A 16,537-nucleotide genomic window follows, 5' to 3' on the forward strand; every position below is an offset into this window, starting at 1 on the left:
ACAGGCACCCACGCCGGCAGCCGCCGCCCCGCCGACCGACACGAAGGAGAAACCGTGACCCGCCGACACGGTCCCCCACCGCCCACCCCCCAACTCGCCTTCCGGCAGATGACGGGGGACGACCTCGACGACATGGCCGCGCTCCTCGGCGACCCGGACGTGATGCGCCACTACCCCCGGCCCCTGACCCGGGAGGAGGCCTCGGCCTGGATCGACTGGAACCGACGTCTCTACCGGGAGGAGGGGCACGGACTCTGGCTGGTCACCCTCCGCGCCACCGGTGAGTTCGTCGGCGACTGCGGTCTGACACCGCAGGAGATCGAAGGGGTGACCGACCTGGAGGTCGGCTACCGCGTCGGTGCCGGCCTCCAGGGGAGGGGCTACGCCACCGAGGCCGCCGCGGCCTGCCGCGACCACGCGCGCGACGTCCTCGGCGCGAAGCGGCTCATCGCGATCATCCGCCCCGACAACCGGCCCTCCCAACGGGTCGCGGAGAAGATCGGCCTCCCCTTCGAACGCGCCGCCCTCTCCCGCTCGGGCCTCCCCGTCCACGTCCACGCCACGCGGCTGTGACGGCCGCCGACGCGGACTCCTAGGCCCCGGCGGGTCGTCGGAGCCGCGGTGAGGTGAGTTCCAGCGCTCGGTCGTCCAAGCCCCGGGTCATGTGGTCCAGCCACCGCTCGTACCAGGCGAGGAAGTCCTTCGCCGATGAGACATTCGGTCCCCAGAACCCGTCGCCGTTGCCGGTGAGGACCCGCCCGGTGAGCGGCCCGGTGAGCCCCAGAAGACAGACGTCCGTGCAGCCCATCTCGATGATGTGCAGGAAGAGGTCTCCCCCCTTCGACGAGCCCGCCGGGTCGAAGCCGCGCGGCAGACCCGGCCCCGCGCTCGGCCGCATCACGAACAACTCGCACCTCTCCAGCGGCTTGAGGCCGTAGAAGGGACCGGCCCCCGTCCCGCCGACGTGCGCCAGGAACCGCCGGTACGGGCCGGGCAGAACGATCGCGTGTTCGACCTCGAACGCCGCGATCCGGGCCTCGCCCAGCCGTGGCCCCAGCCGGAACCGATGATGCTCCTCGCCGAAGGAATGGCTGCGCAGAGGCTGGAACGGCACAGCGGCCAGCTTGCGCCGCACACGGGATGTCCGGGGGTCCATCGGGCCACTTCTCTCGGGTGGGTACGCTCGCGTCCCAGAACACTACAAACAGGATGAATCGCATCTGCTGCAATACTGCGCGGGCGCAAGGAACTTCAGTATCCGCTGATCGGCGGCATGGAAGGCGGTAGCGCGAGGGTTCACTCGGTCCGGTGACCGGCAGCGAGAACAGTCAGCACAACAATGTTGCGTTAGGTGCAACGCTTCCGTGGTTACCGATGCACCCGGATCGTCACGCTTGTGCTGGCGGCCAACGTCGTACACCTCCATGCGTCCAAGGCGGTGTTCGAGGCGATGAAGGAGGGCTGGGCCCGGCAGCAGTCGGCCCGGTTCCTGAGGACGAAGACGATCGACCCGCAGCTGCGGCTGATCGAGCGGCTGGAGGAGTTCACCGGCCTGTACCCCTGGCAGTGGACACCTGCGGACGGGGAGGCGTTCATCACCCACCTGCGCAGTGGGAGTACGCCGATCCAAATGTCCACACAACGTCGGCCGCTGACCTACCACGCATCATCGGCGCCCTGATCAGGCTGTATGCCCTCCCCGTCGCCCGCATCGTGGAACTGGCCACCGACCGCTTCCACCGTGACGACAAGGGTGCCCACATCACCCTCGGCCGCCACCCCGTTCTGCTGCCGCCGAAGCTGGCGCAGCTCTTCGAGGAAGAGATCGCCCAGCCCGTGGCCGACTCACGCATGCGCCAACGGTTCGGCAACGGAAACGGCTACCTCTTCCCAGGTAAGACCCCTGGCAGACCGCGGATGTGGTCGGCGCCCACCACCTGCTGCAGCAGCACGGCCTGCCCGTCCTCACCGCCCGCAACACCGCCATGATCGAGGCCGTCACCAGCCTGCCACCCGTCGTGGTCGCCGACCTCGTCGGCATCAACGGCACGACGGCCCAGAGGTGGGCGAACTACGCCAAGGACGACTGGAGTAGCTAGCTAGCAGCCCGCGTGATGACCAAATCCCGGCCGTCATAGGGCCGCCCGGCACCAACGCTGCAGTTTCGTGTAGGCGTGCGTGTACAGGAACTTTCCGGTCGCGGCCTGGGCGCTGGTGGGTGCCAGGACCAGCGGCAGAGCACCTGCCACTGCGGTGAGGAGAGCGCTCAGCCGCTTCACCGTCGGCTCCCGCTGCTGCGGCGTGGCTGTCGGCAGCTCACGGCGCTGTGAAAATGACGCTGGCGAAGGTCAGTGCGCTCGCAGTGCCCTTCGGGGGCAGTGTGCCCAGCGGTTCCCCCTGGCAGGCCGGGCTGGGGTGGAGCGTGACGTTGCTGTCGGTGCTGTTCGTCACCGTGCCGCTCACGGTGGTCTGAAGGCATGTCCCGTCGGCCGGGTTGTCACCGTGACGGTCAGCTTCGTGTAGGCCATGACGGACTGGAAGGTGCCAGTCGCCCCCTGGGCGCTCGTCGGCACCGCGGCGGTCAGCAGCCCAGCGGCACCGGCGGCGGCTACGGCAGCGGGAATGCGTCTTCTCACGACGGCCTCCCGGAAGAGGGGGAATGATCACCTTGCTCCACAGATACCGCAGACACGCCGCCGCAGCCCTCCGAGGCGCTCCGTTCGAGCCTCATGACGGGTCGTCGCTCCACGGCAGGAGCGGTCAGGGTGTGACGGTGTGGGTGTCCGTACCGCTTGAGTCGGCGAAGTCGGCGCTGCCGGGGTAGGCGGCGGTGATGGGGTGGGTGCCGACGTTGAGTGGGACGTTGACGGTGGTGGTGGCGTTGCCGTTGACGAGAGGCGCGGTGACGGAGGTGCGGTTGTGGATGGCGCCGGAGGTGTAGGTGTGGCTGACGGTGGCGGTCCCGCCCGACAAGGTGGCGGGGACCTGTGGTGTGCCGTCGCCGAAGTCGAAGGTGACCGTGCCGGTAGGAGTGCCCGCTCCTGAGTCGGCGGGGGTGACGGTGGCGGTGAAGGTGACGGGCTGCCAGACAGTCGACGGATCGGGCGCGGATGTCACCGTCGTCGTGGTGGCCGGGACGTCGGCCAGCACCCGGTGGGTGCGGACGTGGGTGGAGGAGGCGTAGTCGGTGTCTCCGCTGTAGAAGGCGGTGATCGTGTAGGTGGCGTCGCCGGCCGGGTAGGTGTGGGTGGTTGTGGCCACACCGTCCACGAGGGGCTGCTCGACAGCCGGTGTGCCGTCGCCGAAGTCGATGGTCACTGTGCCCGTCGGCCGCCCGCTGCCGGGGGCTGACACGATGACCCGCGCCGTGACGGACACCGGCCCGTCGGGATTCGACGGCTCCGGGCTGGACACGACCGTCGTCGAGGTCGGCGCCGGTGCCACCGCCTGTTCCGCGGAGTCCGACGACGGCGCGAAGTGCAGGTCCCCGCTGTAGGCGGCGCTGACCGTGAAAGGGCTCCCATTCGCGCTGAGGTAGGTGTGCGTCGCTGTCGCCACCCCGTCCGCCACCACGGCGGTGACCGGAACGGATCCGTCTCCGAAGTCGAACCAGACCGTACCCGTGGGCGTTCCCGTCCCGGCAGCGGCACGGGTCACTGCCGCCGTGAAGGTCACCCGCTCGCCCACCACGGGCAGTACAGGTGAGGAGGTCAGCGTGGTGATCGTCGGCGGATCGACATAGGTGTAGGAGGGACCGGCCGCGACGCCGCCCAGCGTGGTCACCACGACAGGGACCTTGGTGACGGTTCCGGGAGGAGTGGGGGGAGCGGGCGGCACGGTGAGGGTGAGCCGGCCGTCGGAGACCACGGTCGGATACACGCTGGTGGTGCCCAGGCGTACTTCCTGCGTCGTGTACAGGCCGATGCCGGTGATGGTGAGGGTGTTGCCTCCCGCCGTGTGACCGGAGACGGGCGAGACGGCCCGGATCCGCGGGGGCTGCAGATAGAAAAACGTGCCGATCGTGCGGGTGACGCCGGCGGCGGTGACCGTGACCGGGACCGCGCCGGCTCCCGCAGGAGTGACGACGGTGATCGTGGTGTCGTCCACCACCGTGAAGGAGGCGGCCGGGCGGTCGCCGAACCGGACCTGGGTGGTGCCGAGGAAACCTCGCCCGGAGAGGATGACCGCACTGCCACCGCCGGTGGGCCCCTGGTCGGGTGAAACCGGCACCGGGATGTTCAGCACGCTCACCGCATCGGCACCGGTATCGGCCACGTAGATGTGGCGACTGTCGCGGGTGACAGCGAGGCCGCTCGACGCGCCCAGCCCGGTGACCGTCGCGGTGCGGACGCCGGTGGCCAGGTTGATCACCGTGAGCGCACCGGAGCCGCTCTCGGTGACGTAGGCCAGGGCGCCGCGGGGACCCATGGCCAGCGAGACGGGGGCGTCGAAGCCGCCGATCACGGTGGCGACGGTGTACGTGGTGGTGTCCACCACGCTGACTGTGCCGGCCCCCTGGTCCGCGACGTACAGGCGCTGGCCGTCCGGGGTGACGGTCAGGCCGCGCGGCTGGGTGAACCCGCCGATCGTGGCCACGACCGTCAGCGAGTCGGTGCCGATGACCGTGACGGTGCCGACGCCGCTGACGTACGCGTACGGCGCGTCCGGGGAGAGCACTACCTCATACGGGGTGCTGCCCACCAACACGCTCGTCACGACGGTGCGCGTAGCAGTGTCCAGCACGACGAGGCGGCCTGTGTCCTGGCTGACCACGTAGGCGCGGCTGCCATCGAGGGAGAACGCGATGCCGGCCGGGGAGGAGATGCCCCCGATCGTCTCCGTGACGGTGTTCGTCGCGGTGTCGATCACACTGACCGTCCCGGAACCGGAGAGTTGCCCACATAGGCCTCCGTCCCGGCGGGGTCGACGGCGACTCCCCACGGACCGGATCCCACCGGGATGGTGGCGGTGGCGGAACGGGTCCCGGTGTCCACGGCGGTCACCGTGTCCGAGCCGAAGTTCGTCACATAGCCCGCGCGACCGAGACGGCCCAGGGCGACACGGGCGGGGCTGTCACCCACCGGGATGACGGCGATCGGGGCGGCGGGAAGCGCGGCGGCCACGGCACGCGCGCGCGGAAGCAGATCGACGGACAAGAGCAGCTCCCTCTCATCGGGACGGCCCTTGCCGGGGGTACCCGCCCATGAGGCCCGGTCGGGCCGTCGTGGGCGGGCAGGTGACGGAGCGCCGTGCCAGGGCCGGCGGCACGGCGCTCCGTCGCGGGAGGAGGATCAGATGCCGGGGCCGGCGACGTAGGCGAAGACGTCGACTGCCGTGTCCGATCCCGCTGGATTGGTCACCACGACGTCGACCGCCCCCGCGGTGCCGGGCGGGGTGACCGCCGACAGCGTGGTGGCGTTGATCACCGAGAACGGTGCCGGGTTGCCGTCGAAGGTGACCGAGTCGGTGCTGTCGAGGTTGGTGCCGGTGATCGTCACCGCCGTACCGCCCGAGGTCGAACCCGACGTCGGGGTGGCCGTCCCGATCGTCGGGGTGTCGACGTAGGTGTAGGTCAGGCCGTTGTTGGTGCCGCCCGCGGTGGTCACGCTCACTCCGACCGGACCGGCCGCCGCGCCCGCGGGCACGGTGACGCTGAGCGAGCTGTCGGAGTTCACCGTCGGGGTGGCGGTGACCCCGCCGAAGGACACGCTGGTGGCGGTGGACAGGCCGGTTCCGGTGAGGGTGATGGTGTTGCCGCCGGCCAGCGGACCGGAGGTGGCGCCCAGGGAGGACTTGAACGGGGCGCCGACGTAGAAGAACGGCACCGGGTTGCTGGTCCCGCCCGGAGTCGTCACCGTGACACCGACGGTGCTGGTGCCGGACGGCGAGACGGCCGTGACCTGGGTCGGTGAGACCTGGGTGACGCTGGTGGCCGACTTGTTGCCGAACATCACCTTGCTGGTGTCGGCCAGGTTCGTACCCGTGATGGTCACCAGCGTGCCACCACCGGTGGAACCCTGATTCGGAGAAATGGGCATGACGGACTCTTCGCTTGGCTCTCAGGGACATGACGAGGAACCAGCAGGACCAGCCAGCTCGCCGCCGCGGAGCGTCACAGGGACAGCGACGCCATGCGGTCAACGCCGCCGGGCCAGGGAAGACGAACAGCCGTACTGCCGCGAACGCGGCCACACCTACAGCATCCGGCGTCTCCTGTGGGCAAAGAGAAAACCGGCAACAGCTGCCTGCTCGAACGTTCCCCCCGGCACGGGGATGGGCAGCCCGCCGGTTCACACTCTCAGTGACCCACACGGCCAACCGAGTGGCAAGATCACACCCACCCCAATCACCCGAACGAAGTAACCCTTCGCTTTGGGTGCGACTCAAGACCGGACTGAAGGACAACACCAGCACCTGGAAAGCACCCCTGTGACCTGGGAAGAGATGCTCAGGGCGAGGATGGCTCACTCGCCTCCTCTCAACGGGCCATCGTTTAACGATCGTCAGGGCTGACAGTCACAACGGCCGCCACCAGCAGCTCCTGCACTCAGCAGGGGAACGCGCGAAAGCCGGCCTGCGGAGGGGCCACCCCGAACACCGCGAGCAGGGACGCCGCCGACAGCGTGTACAGGCCCCCGTTCGTCGTGCCGGTCGTGTCCTTGAGGTAGCCGAAGAGGGTGGGGGAGACGAAACCGCCGAGATTTCCGAGGGAGTTGACCACGGCGAGCCCCGGTGCCGCGATCTTCAGGTCGAGCCCGGACTGCGCCATCGGCCAGAACAGGGTGGCCGCGCACTTCCCGCCGACCGCGGCCAGCGTGATGGCCGCGAGGTCGAACCAGGGTGAGCCCAGCGTGGCGAGGAACGTGCCCGTGGCGGACAGCACCAGGGCGACGGCCAGATAGGGACGGCGGTCGGGGGCGCGGTCGGTGCAGCGGCTCATCGAGTACATCGCGACGACCGCGCAGATCCACGGGATCGCCGACAGCAGGCCGACCTGGAACGGCGACAGCCCGCCGATCTCCTCGACCAGACTGGGCAGCCAGAAGGTGATCGCGTACCCGGTGAGGGCCATCGCGAAGAACACCGTCATCAACAGCGCGACCTGAGGGTGGAACAGCAGCTTCATCCGCGACACCCTGGGCCCGGCTGCGCGCCTCCTCGTCCCGTGCGACCGCAGTGCCCAGCGCCTCCTTCTCCTCCGCCGTGAGCCACGAGGCGTCCTGGATACGGGAGACGAGGAAGAAACCGGCGACGAAGCCGACGACGATGGACAGCAGCCCTTCGAGCGCGAACATCCAGCGCCAGCCCGGCGAACCCGTCGACGCCGTGCAGTTCCAGCAGGGCTCCCGTGATCGGCGCGGTCACGATGTACGCGGTGGCCGAGCCGCCCAGGAAGATCGCGCCGGCCCGGCCCCGGCTGGAGTCCGGCAGTCATTGGGTGAAGTAGAGCAGGACGCCGGGGAAGAGCCCGGCCTCCGCGACATCGAGCAGGAAGCGCAGCCCGTAGAACATCCATACGTTATGGATGAAGCACATCGCCACGATCACCAGACCCCAGGTGCCCCGCAACTCGTCCTGGACGAAGCCGACGTTCGTCCGGTCCATCGGAGGACTCGCCTCCGGGTCAATGGGTTGGCCTCGCGATCACGTATGTGAACTAGAGGGGTGGAGGTGCCGTGGGGAAAGGGAGGTCAGCCGGCGTAGACCCTGCCCTGCTTCACCATGAAGTGGCTGGGGTCGGAGCAGCCGAGGGAGGGGGTGAGGAGCAGACTCACGGTCAGCGGGGCGGGCTCGGTGCTCGCGGTCGAGAGCTGGCAGACGGCCCCCTTGCCCGTGAGGGGGTACCAGAACCAGCCGTCCACGTCGCCCACGGTCACCCGGTCGGATTCCTTCCAGGCGCCGCCCGACTGCGTGTAGACCTGCAGGCGTACGGACGCGGCGTACTCGTCCTCCGTGGAACGCAGCGCGGTCAGGGTGATCTTGTAGTCGTTGCCGAGGACGGACGAGGCGATCTGCCGCGTCTGCGGCGCGGCGCTGTCCGCGTTCGAGGCTCCGGCGCCGGCGGCGCCGAGCGCGGCCGCCAGCAGGACGGTGAGGGCCGCGGCGGTGCCACGGCGGATGCGGATCGAGCTCATGTGTTCCCCCGTTGGAACGAGTCTGGACAAAGAGTCTGATTGTTCCGTTCAGTGATGAAGACCAGTCAAACGGCACAAGGGTTGTGCGATTGTCGCCGCCGATTCTCAGGTCGGCCTGTTCGGCGACCTGGTCGACCACGTCACGTACGCCGACCGCTTCGGTGAGCGTCGCGGCCAGATGCATCAGGTGGTAGAGGGTGGCGGCTCGCCCCGACGCGGCGGGGGAGGAGCGACGCGGCCCGTCCGGACCCGCACCGGGGGCAGCATCACCGGCTCGGCCGGGGGCCGCACCGGGTGGCCGTCGTCGGCCGCCTCCCGCAGCAGCACGCCCAGCCGGTGACAGGTGTTGGTGATCGCGTCCCGCTCCCGGGCGCTCGGCCACGGCGGGTGCGAGGCGGGCCACTGCAGCACCAGGCCGTCCCACGTCCGCGTGCCCGTCGTGATGGGGGCAGCGGCCAGTGCGAAGCGGTACGGCACGACCAGCGCCACTCGCGGACAGCGGCGCGCCAGCTCCTCCTGGCCGCCGACCCACACCGGCCGGCGCTCCCGCACCGCGTCGGACACCGGCGAGGAGGCCTTGACCGCCACCCGGGCCCAGGGCATGGAGATCTCCCAGGGGACCCCGCCCAGCACCGACAACTGCAGCACCGGCTCGTCCGGCGGCAGCAGATACACCGCCGTCACCGACGTGCCGTGCTCCCGGGCGACCTCGACCGGCGCGGACTCCAGCACCGGCGGGCCCGAGCTCCCGTCCGACCGGACCGCACCAGGCTCCGGCACGCCCCCTCACCTGCCCCGGACCGGACGCGGGCACCCCGGCGGCACGGCCGTGGGCCCGCCACCCCGAACGTCACCCATATGCGGACGATACGCCTCACGCGGGGCCACAGCATGCGGGTGAGGCCGCCCGGCCCACCGAGGACGGCCCACCGGGCCAGACAGAAGAACCTGCCCGGTCCTTGGGGCTCCGGGCAGGTCACAGGGGCGGAAGGTCAGACAGGAGCGCCGCCGAAGCCGATCTCGTTGCCGTCCGGGTCGTGGTACGTCACCTTGCGGACGCCGTTGGAGTAGGTCTCGCGACTGCTCGGCTCCACGCCACGAGCGGTCATTCCGGCGACACGAGCGTCGAGGTCGTCGACGAAGACGGTGTGCAGGGCGTGGCCGGCGCGCCCGGGCCGATGCTCGATGAACACATACCGATGCTCCGCCAGCTCCCACACGGCCTCGGTGTCGTTGGGGGAGAACGTCGGCGGGGAACCGAACAGGCGCCCGTACCAGACGAGCGCCTGTTCGAAGTCGTTCACCGGCATGCCTGCGAAGAGATCGACGGCCATGCCCCCATGGTAGGTCGGGCGGGGCCCCGCCTCATTCGTCGACGTTGAGTTCCAGGTGGCTGTGGGGACCGTCCAGGGTGATGTAGCCGTCGCCGTAGGCGGACCTGTAGTGGCCGGTGCCCCCGATGATGGCCGTCTTGGCCGTCACCGGCTTCGGCGGACTGTAGGTGATCATGTCGCTGAGGGTCAGCGACCCCTTCTTCAGTCGCAGCACGCGGGTGCACTGCGCGGTCACTTCGCCCTGCGAGACCCGGACCGCGCCGCACTCCGACTCGCCTCGGCCGATGTACTGGAGGGTCCTCGTCGCCTTCTTCCCCTTGGTCTTCTTCGTCTTCTTCTCCGTGTACAGCTTCTGGTGGGTCACCCACCGGTCACCGGTGTTGATGTGCTCAGGCGTCGTGTTCACCACGTCGACGCCGAACAGTTCGACCTTCTCGACGTCGTTGTCCTTGTCGGACTGTTCGGCCTGTGCGGCTGTGGCGGGAAGGAGGGCCAGCACGGCGGTGAGGGCGGTGGTGACGACGGTGTGGCGGACAGCTGAATTGATCATGGAATCTCCAGAGGGACGACCGGCCTGCTGTCGGGCGGGGGAGCGGAAGCGACGTCAGTCGTCGACGTGGAGATCGAAGTGGACCCGGTCGCGGTCCAGGGTGATGTAGCCCTCTCCCTCGGCGTCGTTGTAGATGCCGGTGCCGCCCGCGATGGACGTCTTGGCGGTGGTGGGCCAGTGGTCCACGCGGGTGATCACGTCGTGGAGGGTGATCTCCCCCTTCTTCAGACGCAGCACGCGCGTGCACTGGGTGGTCAGCTGCTTCGGGGTGGCCTCGACGGCGCTGCACCGCGCACTGGCGTCACCGACGAACTTCTTCTTCGGGGAGTACAGCTCCATGAAGGTGGTCCAGCTGTCACCGGCCCTGATGTGCCGGGGCTTGGTGTCGACGCTGGTGATGCCGGTCAGCTTGACCCGCACGATGTCCTCGTCCCCGGTGTCCGCCCACGCCTGGGCGGACAAGGACGGAAAGGCGCAGATGGCGGTCAGGGCGGCGGTCACGGCACGACGGACATGTGCAGAGGGCATGGATCCTCCCGGGGCGGACGGCGGATGCCCCGGCATCCGGGGCATTGACGAGTCATTCCATGCGCCCGGATGCCGATGGGCAACGCGCCTCGCGTGCCCGTCCCATCGCGCCACCCGACCAGGTCAACGCACTGTCGCCGAACGCGGGGGCGAAGTCCGCCCGCACCTCGACCGGGGGAGCGGTGGGCGCGGTGTGGCGCGGTGTGGCGCGGCCACGTGGCGTACGCCAGGCGCCGATCCTGGCCGCGATGATCGGGGCGGGACGGTCGGTGATGGCGCGACGGGCCCGGTCGTCGGGATGGACGGAGCCGGTGAGGTCACCGGAGCCCAGCCGGCCCGTCGTGTCGACGGAGGTCAGCGGGAGTCGCCATCCGCGATCGCGGCCGGACGGCCGCCTCGGTCTTGGGGGACATCAGCGGATTCCTGCCCAGGCGGCGGTCAATGGGGGAAGGAACGCGGAGCACGCGATCATGTAGCTGGTGGTGCCGTCCCGGTCGAGGGCGACGAGCAGGGCCAGGGCGGCGGTGTCGACCACGGTGCGGGCCGGGTCGCCCTGGGGGCGCGGATGATGAACGCCGAGATCGGGTCGAAGAGCTTGGCTTCCATCATCAGCCCGCAGCAGAGGACGGCGAACAGGAGCAGGGCCGCGGTGGGAGCGACGGCCGAGGTCATGGGGTGGCCGGGGCCGGGATCAGCGAGACGAGGGGGATGCCCGGCGGCACGCGCGAGGTCGTTCTCGGCGGGCCGACGGGCCGCTCACGGCAGATACGGCTCCTGTGTCGGACACCCCCAGCGGCACGGCGACGCTGGGGGCGCGGGGCGGACGCCCCACGACTACGGCGGCGAAGCACGGAAAGCGCCACATGGCCGGGCGCGCGAGGGCGACGGACCTGTGAGGCGGCTCAGGCGTGCGGGGGATGAACGACCGGCTCCGCGGCTATCCGGTCTACCGGTTTGCCGGTAGGTAACTAGACTTCCGGCTGATCCGTCAATACCGAAGCGAGGGAATCCATGGCCGAACTCTCGAGAATCACGGTCGAGCCGCGGGAACCGCTGGCCGCCGAGGTCTCGCGCCGCCTCATCGACCACCTGATGTCCGGCGCGGTGCAGCCCGGCGACCGCATTCCCTCCGAGCGTCAGCTCACCGAGATGCTCGGGGTCAACCGCCCCACCGTGCGCGAGGCCATCAAGTCCCTCGGCTTCCTGGGGCTGCTGGAGATCCGTCAGTCCAGCGGAACCTACTTCCGCGGCACCGACTCCGACGTCCTCTACCGCCTCTTCGAACTGGGCCTGGTCCTCGGCGAGCGCGGCGCGAAGGACATGCTTCAGGCACGCGCCGAACTGGAGGTGGTCGTGGCGGGACTGGCCGCCGAGGCCCGTGACGAGGCCGGGGTGGAACTGCTGCGCGCCCGACTCGCGAAGATGCGCGAGTGCCCCGACGCGGAGTTCGCCGAGGCGGACACCGCGTTCCACGCCGCGCTGGCGGAGCTGGCCGACAACACGGTTCTGCGGGACGTGCTCAAGGGTATGCGCGCCATGATCCAGCGAGGCTGGGTCGAACGCACAAGCGAGGTCCGCTCCCGCGAGGTCGCCTACGCCGACCACGTACCGATCTTCGAGGCGGTCGAGACGGGTGACGCCGGCGCGGCGCGTGCCGCGATGGCCGCGCACATGGAAGGGGCCTCGCGCCGCCTGCTGAAGGCGCTGGAACAGCGCGCTGAGTCCTGATGAGGGAGCGGTGCGCCGAGTCCTGATGGGGGGCGGTGCGCCGGCGGGGAAGCTTCCTGTCCGTGGAAGCGGACCCCCGTACCTACCCATGGTCAACCGGTTGACCAGTTATCCGGATGTGCCTAGAGTGCCGCCGCAGCGCGACCACGCGGCGACGCCGATCGGAGGAGGGGAAACCCGGTGCTCGACCACCCACCGCTGATCGCCATGATCCACGCCGTTCCCGCAGGCGCCCGGATCGCTCAGGAGGCGTTCGCCCAGGAGTTTCCCGAGGCCCGACCGTGGAACCTGCTCGACGACCGACTCCTGGACGACGCCCGTGACGTGGGCGGCCTGGACGTGGGACTGCGTCGCCGCATGCTCCGCCTGATCGGCCACGCCGTGGAAGGCGGCGCGCGCGGCGTACTGCTGACCTGCTCCTCGTACGGCGAAGTCGTCGACCTGGCACGCGAGATGTGGGACGTACCCATCCTGAAGTCGGACGAGTCGATGTTCCGGGCCGCGCTCAGCGGCCCCTGCCGGCGGCTCGCCCTCGTGGCCTCCACGCCGCCTGCGGTCCCGGCGGCCCGGAGCCAGCTGGACGCGCTGGCCGCCAGGCTGTCCGGCAACCACCCCGCGCACATCATCACCGCACTCAGTGAAGCCGCCGCCACGGCGGACACCCCGCAGCAGGCCGCGCAGCACCTGGCCGAAACCCTGCACGCCACCGGCGCCGACGACACCCAGGCCGTGCTGCTCGCGCAGTACTCCCTGGCCCCGGCCGGACCGTACCTGTCCGACCTGCTGGGCCTGCCCGTCCTGGCCGGCGCCGGCGCCGCCGCCCGGGAACTGCGCGCCACCCTGCTGCCGCGGGTGCCCGCACCCGTCGAGGCCACCTCATGAGCCTCGACCGGCCGCTGGCCTACACGGTCTCGTCCGACGACTGCCGCACCCCCGTGCCGCTCGGGTTCACCGCCCCGCTCGCCGAGGCCGCACGGCACCTGGCCGAGCTCGGCTACGACGCCCTGGAAGTCCAGGTCCGCGACGTCGACGCGCGCGACGCGGAGCGTCTGAGCGAGGCGGTCGGCCCGACCGGCCTGCGGATCGTGGGCCTGGGTACCGGACCCGTCGCAGCGCAGGACGGGCTGACCCTGACCGATCCCGCCTCGGAGGTGCGTGGACACGCCCTCGACCGTCTGCTCGGCGCGGCCCGCCTGGCCGCGGCACTCGGCGTGCCGCTCACCCTGGGCCGAACCCGCAGCACTTTTCTGCCGGGCCTCGCAGACCTCCAGCGGCAGTGGGCCGAGCAGGCCGTACGCCGTCTCGCCGCCGAGGCGGCGGAGCTGGGAACCCGGCTGCTGATCGAACCCCAGACCCGCACCCACACCTCCCTGTGGAACACCCCGGAGCAGGCCCTCGCCTACGCCGCCACCGTCGAGGCGCCCACCGGTCTGGTGCTGGACACGTATCACCTGGAGCAGGAGGGCATCGAGGCGGTGGAGGCGATCGCCACACACGCCCCGACGACGCGCTGCCTGCAACTCGCCTCCACCACCGGCCGCGGCCCCCTCACGGTGGGGACCACCGGCTGCCCGACCTGCTGCGAGCGCTGCGCGAGGGCGACTTCACCGGCTGGCTCACCCTGGAGCACACCCAGGACGGCGACAGTGTCCGCGCTGCCGCCCGCTCCCGGACCGCCCTGCACGAAGCCGCCTCGGCCCTGACCTGACACCCGCCCGCACCCCGCCCGCACACCCCGCCCGCACAGCCCCTTCGCACCAGCGACCGGAGAGGAACCGCTCATGAGCACCGCCTACCGCCTGGGTGTCCTGGAGGGCGACGGCATCGGCCCCGAGATCGTCCCCTCGTCCGTCGAGATCGCCACGGCAGCCGCGACGGCCGCGGGCGTCGACATCGACTGGGTGACCCTGCCACTCGGCGCCGGCGCCATCGACACACACGGCACGCCGGTCCCCGAGGAGACCAAGGCGGCGCTCGCCGACCTCGACGGCTGGTATCTGGGCCCGCACGACTCGGTGTCCTACCCCGAGCCGCACAAGTCGGCCCTCAACCCGTCGGGCACCCTGCGCAAGCACTTCCAGCTGTTCGCCAACATCCGCCCGGCGAAGAGCTTCCCCGGCGCGAAGGCCGTCTGCGACAGCGCCGACCTGGTCATCGTCCGCGAGAACACCGAGGGCTTCTACGCCGACCGCAACACCTACGCCGGCACCGGTGAGTTCAGCCCCGTCGAGGGTGTGGCCATCGCGATGGGCATCATCACCCGCGCCGCCACCGAACGCGTCGCCCGCGTCGCCTTCGACCTGGCCCGCTCGCGCCGCAAGAAGCTCACGATCGTCCACAAGGCGAACGTCCTGAAGCTGACCACCGGCCTGTTCCGTACGGTGTGCGAGGAAGTCGCGCGGGAATACCCGGACGTCGTCGTCGACGACTTCCACATCGACGCCATGACCGTCCATCTGGTGCGCCGCGCCCAGGACTTCGACGTGATCGTCACCGAGAACATGTTCGGCGACATCCTCTCCGACCTCGCCGGCGAGATCAGCGGTTCCCTCGGCACCGCCCCCTCCATCAACGCCTCCGCCGACCGAGCCATGGCCCAGGCGTCCCACGGCTCCGCCCCCGACATCGCCGGGCAGAACATCGCCAACCCCGTCGCGATGATCCTCTCCGGCGCGATGCTCTTCCAGTGGCTCTCCGCCCGCCACCAGGACCCCGCCCTCGCCAAGGTCGCGCAGACCGTCGAGGCGGGCGTCGCCCGAACCATCGCCTCGGGCACGTCCACGCGTGACCTCGGCGGCTCCGCGACGACCACGGAGTTCACGACGGCCGTCGTGAAGGCAATCGAGACCGGCGCCGGCCAGAACTGACCGGCCGGGACCGGGCCTTGTCCCGTGGCACGGCACGGCACGGCTCGGGTCGGGGCGGGGCCGGGACGGCCGTAGCACGGGCCCGGCCGAGGCGAGATCACCTGCGAGCAGGCCGCCGCGCTCGCACCGTCGTCTGCCACGAGGACAACGGACTCCTGCGCGAACTGCTGCGCACCCCGGGCGACGGACACGTCCTCGTCGTCGACGGCAGCGCGTCCCCGCGCACCGCACTGGTCGGCGACCTCATCGCCACCGCCGCACAGGAGAACGGCTGGGCCGGTCTCTTCCTGCACGGCGCCGTCCGCGACGCGGACGACGACGGCATCGTCCTCCTCCCACGCGACCGGCCTGACGGCAGCGCTCAGCCCGCCGCCTTCCGGATGAGCTCGGCGACCCGTGTCTCCGTGTCGGCAGTCAGCTCCGTCAGGGCGTACGTGGTGGGCCACAGGGCGCCGTCGTCGAGCCGCGCCTGATCGCTGAAGCCGAGCGTGGCGTACCGGGTCTTGAACTTCTGCGCGCTCTGGAAGAAGCAGACGACCTTGCCGTTCCTCGCGTACGCGGGCATCCCGTACCAGAGCTTCGGCGAGAGGTCCGGTGCGGCGGACCTGACGATCTCGTGCAGCCGCTCGGCGAGCACCCGGTCGGCGTCCGTCATCCCGGCGATCTTCGCGCGTACGTCGCTCTCCCCGTCCGCCTTGGCCGTGCGCGGGCTCCGCCGCGCGGACGCTTTCAGCTCCTGGGCGTGCTCCTTCATCGCGTCACGTTCCTCGGCGGTGAACCCGTCGAACTTCCGGTCGGCCGTGCTGCCGCTCCGGGTGGTCTCGCGCGTGTTCGTCATGGCGTGTTTCCTTCCTCGTACGGTCTGATCGTTCTCGAATCGTGCGGGTCAGCCGAGCCAGTGGCCGTCGCGCATCAGCTCACGTCCCGTCAACTCGTCCGCCTCGCGCCAGGCCTGGACGCGGCGCGGGGTGACACGGAACCAGCGGTAGGACGTGGCCGACGTACGCGGGTCGAAGCCGGTGCGCGCGGCGAACCGGTCGCCTCGCTCCCGAGGAAGCGCGTCGATCTCCAGGACCTCGACATCGCCCTCGATCATGGACACGTCGCGCGTGGGGCCGAGCCCCAGCCGGGTGGTCCGGCCGGCGGCCAGGTTCCTGCCCGTCGGGCTGCCGGCCGGGGTGGCCACCAACAGCGTCTCTCCGTCCCAGTCGAAGGACAGCGGCACCAGATACGGCACGCCGTCCACCGAGGCACTGGCCACCCAGACGTCGACGTCATGGGCGAGCCGCCGCTCGGTGTCATGGCGACGCACGGCGCGGGGGCGCGGACCGGCGCTCGTCCGCTCCCGCGACGGGCCGAGAACGGTGGATCCCTGGGCGGACGAACCGGTCATGG

24 protein-coding genes are annotated in these 16,537 nt (G+C 70.5%); 9 read left to right on the forward strand and 15 right to left on the reverse strand.

What is annotated here, in order from left to right; translation table 11 throughout:
* Window positions 1-54 precede the first annotated feature (54 nt).
* Window positions 55-573, forward strand: a complete 519-nt coding sequence (locus ACWD26_RS36100) for a GNAT family N-acetyltransferase (protein WP_451276585.1) — start codon at window positions 55-57, stop codon at window positions 571-573.
* 19 nt (window positions 574-592) lie between these two features.
* Here the strand turns inward: ACWD26_RS36100 and ACWD26_RS36105 are convergent, their stop codons facing one another.
* Window positions 593-1,156, reverse strand: a complete 564-nt coding sequence (locus ACWD26_RS36105; RefSeq protein ID WP_451276587.1) for an SMI1/KNR4 family protein — start codon at window positions 1,154-1,156, stop codon at window positions 593-595.
* 240 nt (window positions 1,157-1,396) lie between these two features.
* Here ACWD26_RS36105 and ACWD26_RS36110 point away from each other — a divergent pair, with 240 nt between their 5' ends.
* Both ACWD26_RS36110 and ACWD26_RS36115 read left to right on the forward strand, forming a co-directional pair.
* Window positions 1,397-1,681, forward strand: coding sequence for a hypothetical protein (locus ACWD26_RS36110; protein WP_451276589.1), 285 nt, complete (start codon window positions 1,397-1,399; stop codon window positions 1,679-1,681).
* A 238-nt stretch (window positions 1,682-1,919) separates the two neighbouring features.
* Complete coding sequence (locus ACWD26_RS36115) at window positions 1,920-2,099, forward strand: hypothetical protein (protein WP_451276591.1); 180 nt, start codon at window positions 1,920-1,922, stop codon at window positions 2,097-2,099.
* A gap of 33 nt (window positions 2,100-2,132) precedes the next feature.
* Here the strand turns inward: ACWD26_RS36115 and ACWD26_RS36120 are convergent, their stop codons facing one another.
* Window positions 2,133-2,279 carry a hypothetical protein gene (locus ACWD26_RS36120; protein WP_451276592.1) on the reverse strand — a complete coding sequence of 49 codons (147 nt, stop codon included), beginning with the start codon at window positions 2,277-2,279 and terminating at the stop codon, window positions 2,133-2,135.
* A gap of 53 nt (window positions 2,280-2,332) precedes the next feature.
* Between ACWD26_RS36120 and ACWD26_RS36125 the strand changes: the two genes are divergently transcribed.
* Window positions 2,333-2,473, forward strand: coding sequence for a hypothetical protein (locus tag ACWD26_RS36125; RefSeq protein WP_451276594.1), 141 nt, complete (start codon window positions 2,333-2,335; stop codon window positions 2,471-2,473).
* Window positions 2,474-2,760: 287 nt separating this feature from the next.
* Here the strand turns inward: ACWD26_RS36125 and ACWD26_RS36130 are convergent, their stop codons facing one another.
* The 11 genes from ACWD26_RS36130 to ACWD26_RS36180 all read right to left on the reverse strand — a co-directional run bounded on the left by ACWD26_RS36130 (window position 2,761) and on the right by ACWD26_RS36180 (window position 11,082).
* Window positions 2,761-4,869: an Ig-like domain repeat protein gene (locus ACWD26_RS36130; RefSeq protein ID WP_451276596.1), complete on the reverse strand. Its 2,109-nt coding sequence runs from the start codon at window positions 4,867-4,869 to the stop codon at window positions 2,761-2,763.
* Window positions 4,866-5,156, reverse strand: coding sequence for a YncE family protein (locus ACWD26_RS36135; protein WP_451276598.1), 291 nt, complete (start codon window positions 5,154-5,156; stop codon window positions 4,866-4,868). Before ACWD26_RS36135 ends, ACWD26_RS36130 begins: the two co-directional genes overlap by 4 nt.
* Before the next feature lie 135 nt (window positions 5,157-5,291).
* Entirely contained in the window at window positions 5,292-6,038 is a 747-nt protein-coding gene (locus ACWD26_RS36140) for an IPT/TIG domain-containing protein (protein WP_451276600.1), read from the reverse strand.
* A gap of 509 nt (window positions 6,039-6,547) precedes the next feature.
* Window positions 6,548-7,126: an MFS transporter gene (locus ACWD26_RS36145; protein WP_451276602.1), complete on the reverse strand. Its 579-nt coding sequence runs from the start codon at window positions 7,124-7,126 to the stop codon at window positions 6,548-6,550.
* A gap of 305 nt (window positions 7,127-7,431) precedes the next feature.
* Window positions 7,432-7,605, reverse strand: a complete 174-nt coding sequence (locus ACWD26_RS36150; protein WP_451276604.1) for a hypothetical protein — start codon at window positions 7,603-7,605, stop codon at window positions 7,432-7,434.
* An 86-nt stretch (window positions 7,606-7,691) separates the two neighbouring features.
* Entirely contained in the window at window positions 7,692-8,135 is a 444-nt protein-coding gene (locus tag ACWD26_RS36155; RefSeq protein ID WP_451276606.1) for a hypothetical protein, read from the reverse strand.
* 183 nt (window positions 8,136-8,318) lie between these two features.
* The gene (locus ACWD26_RS36160) at window positions 8,319-8,915 is read right to left on the reverse strand and encodes a hypothetical protein (RefSeq protein WP_451276608.1); all 597 of its coding nucleotides are present in this window, start codon (window positions 8,913-8,915) and stop codon (window positions 8,319-8,321) included.
* 212 nt (window positions 8,916-9,127) lie between these two features.
* Window positions 9,128-9,469: a VOC family protein gene (locus ACWD26_RS36165; RefSeq protein WP_451276610.1), complete on the reverse strand. Its 342-nt coding sequence runs from the start codon at window positions 9,467-9,469 to the stop codon at window positions 9,128-9,130.
* A 31-nt stretch (window positions 9,470-9,500) separates the two neighbouring features.
* A complete protein-coding gene (locus ACWD26_RS36170) occupies window positions 9,501-10,019 on the reverse strand; it encodes a hypothetical protein (protein ID WP_451276612.1) in 519 nt (172 codons plus the stop codon).
* A 54-nt stretch (window positions 10,020-10,073) separates the two neighbouring features.
* Complete coding sequence (locus ACWD26_RS36175; RefSeq protein WP_451276614.1) at window positions 10,074-10,547, reverse strand: hypothetical protein; 474 nt, start codon at window positions 10,545-10,547, stop codon at window positions 10,074-10,076.
* 412 nt (window positions 10,548-10,959) lie between these two features.
* Window positions 10,960-11,082: a hypothetical protein gene (locus ACWD26_RS36180; protein ID WP_451276616.1), complete on the reverse strand. Its 123-nt coding sequence runs from the start codon at window positions 11,080-11,082 to the stop codon at window positions 10,960-10,962.
* A gap of 476 nt (window positions 11,083-11,558) precedes the next feature.
* Here ACWD26_RS36180 and ACWD26_RS36185 point away from each other — a divergent pair, with 476 nt between their 5' ends.
* The 5 genes from ACWD26_RS36185 (at window position 11,559) to ACWD26_RS36205 (ending at window position 15,615) form a co-directional block, all read left to right on the forward strand.
* A complete protein-coding gene (locus ACWD26_RS36185) occupies window positions 11,559-12,275 on the forward strand; it encodes a FadR/GntR family transcriptional regulator (RefSeq protein ID WP_451276617.1) in 717 nt (238 codons plus the stop codon).
* Window positions 12,276-12,455: 180 nt separating this feature from the next.
* Window positions 12,456-13,157 carry an aspartate/glutamate racemase family protein gene (locus ACWD26_RS36190; protein ID WP_451276619.1) on the forward strand — a complete coding sequence of 234 codons (702 nt, stop codon included), beginning with the start codon at window positions 12,456-12,458 and terminating at the stop codon, window positions 13,155-13,157.
* Complete coding sequence (locus ACWD26_RS36195) at window positions 13,154-13,978, forward strand: sugar phosphate isomerase/epimerase family protein (RefSeq protein ID WP_451276621.1); 825 nt, start codon at window positions 13,154-13,156, stop codon at window positions 13,976-13,978. The genes ACWD26_RS36190 and ACWD26_RS36195 overlap by 4 nt, the downstream gene beginning before the upstream one ends.
* A 78-nt stretch (window positions 13,979-14,056) precedes the next feature.
* Window positions 14,057-15,142, forward strand: coding sequence for an isocitrate/isopropylmalate dehydrogenase family protein (locus tag ACWD26_RS36200; protein WP_451276623.1), 1,086 nt, complete (start codon window positions 14,057-14,059; stop codon window positions 15,140-15,142).
* 17 nt (window positions 15,143-15,159) lie between these two features.
* Window positions 15,160-15,615 (forward strand): RraA family protein, encoded by a 456-nt coding sequence (locus tag ACWD26_RS36205; protein ID WP_451276625.1) that lies wholly within the window; start codon window positions 15,160-15,162, stop codon window positions 15,613-15,615.
* On the opposite strand, the gene ACWD26_RS36210 is transcribed toward ACWD26_RS36205, so the two are convergent.
* Window positions 15,504-15,980: an iron chaperone gene (locus ACWD26_RS36210; protein ID WP_451276627.1), complete on the reverse strand. Its 477-nt coding sequence runs from the start codon at window positions 15,978-15,980 to the stop codon at window positions 15,504-15,506. The two genes, ACWD26_RS36205 and ACWD26_RS36210, sit on opposite strands and share 112 nt — an antisense overlap.
* Window positions 15,981-16,028: 48 nt before the next feature.
* Window positions 16,029-16,535, reverse strand: a complete 507-nt coding sequence (locus ACWD26_RS36215; RefSeq protein ID WP_451276628.1) for a pyridoxamine 5'-phosphate oxidase family protein — start codon at window positions 16,533-16,535, stop codon at window positions 16,029-16,031.
* Window positions 16,536-16,537: the final 2 nt, after the last annotated feature.

It is taken from the genome of Streptomyces sp. NPDC002787 (assembly GCF_053592095.1).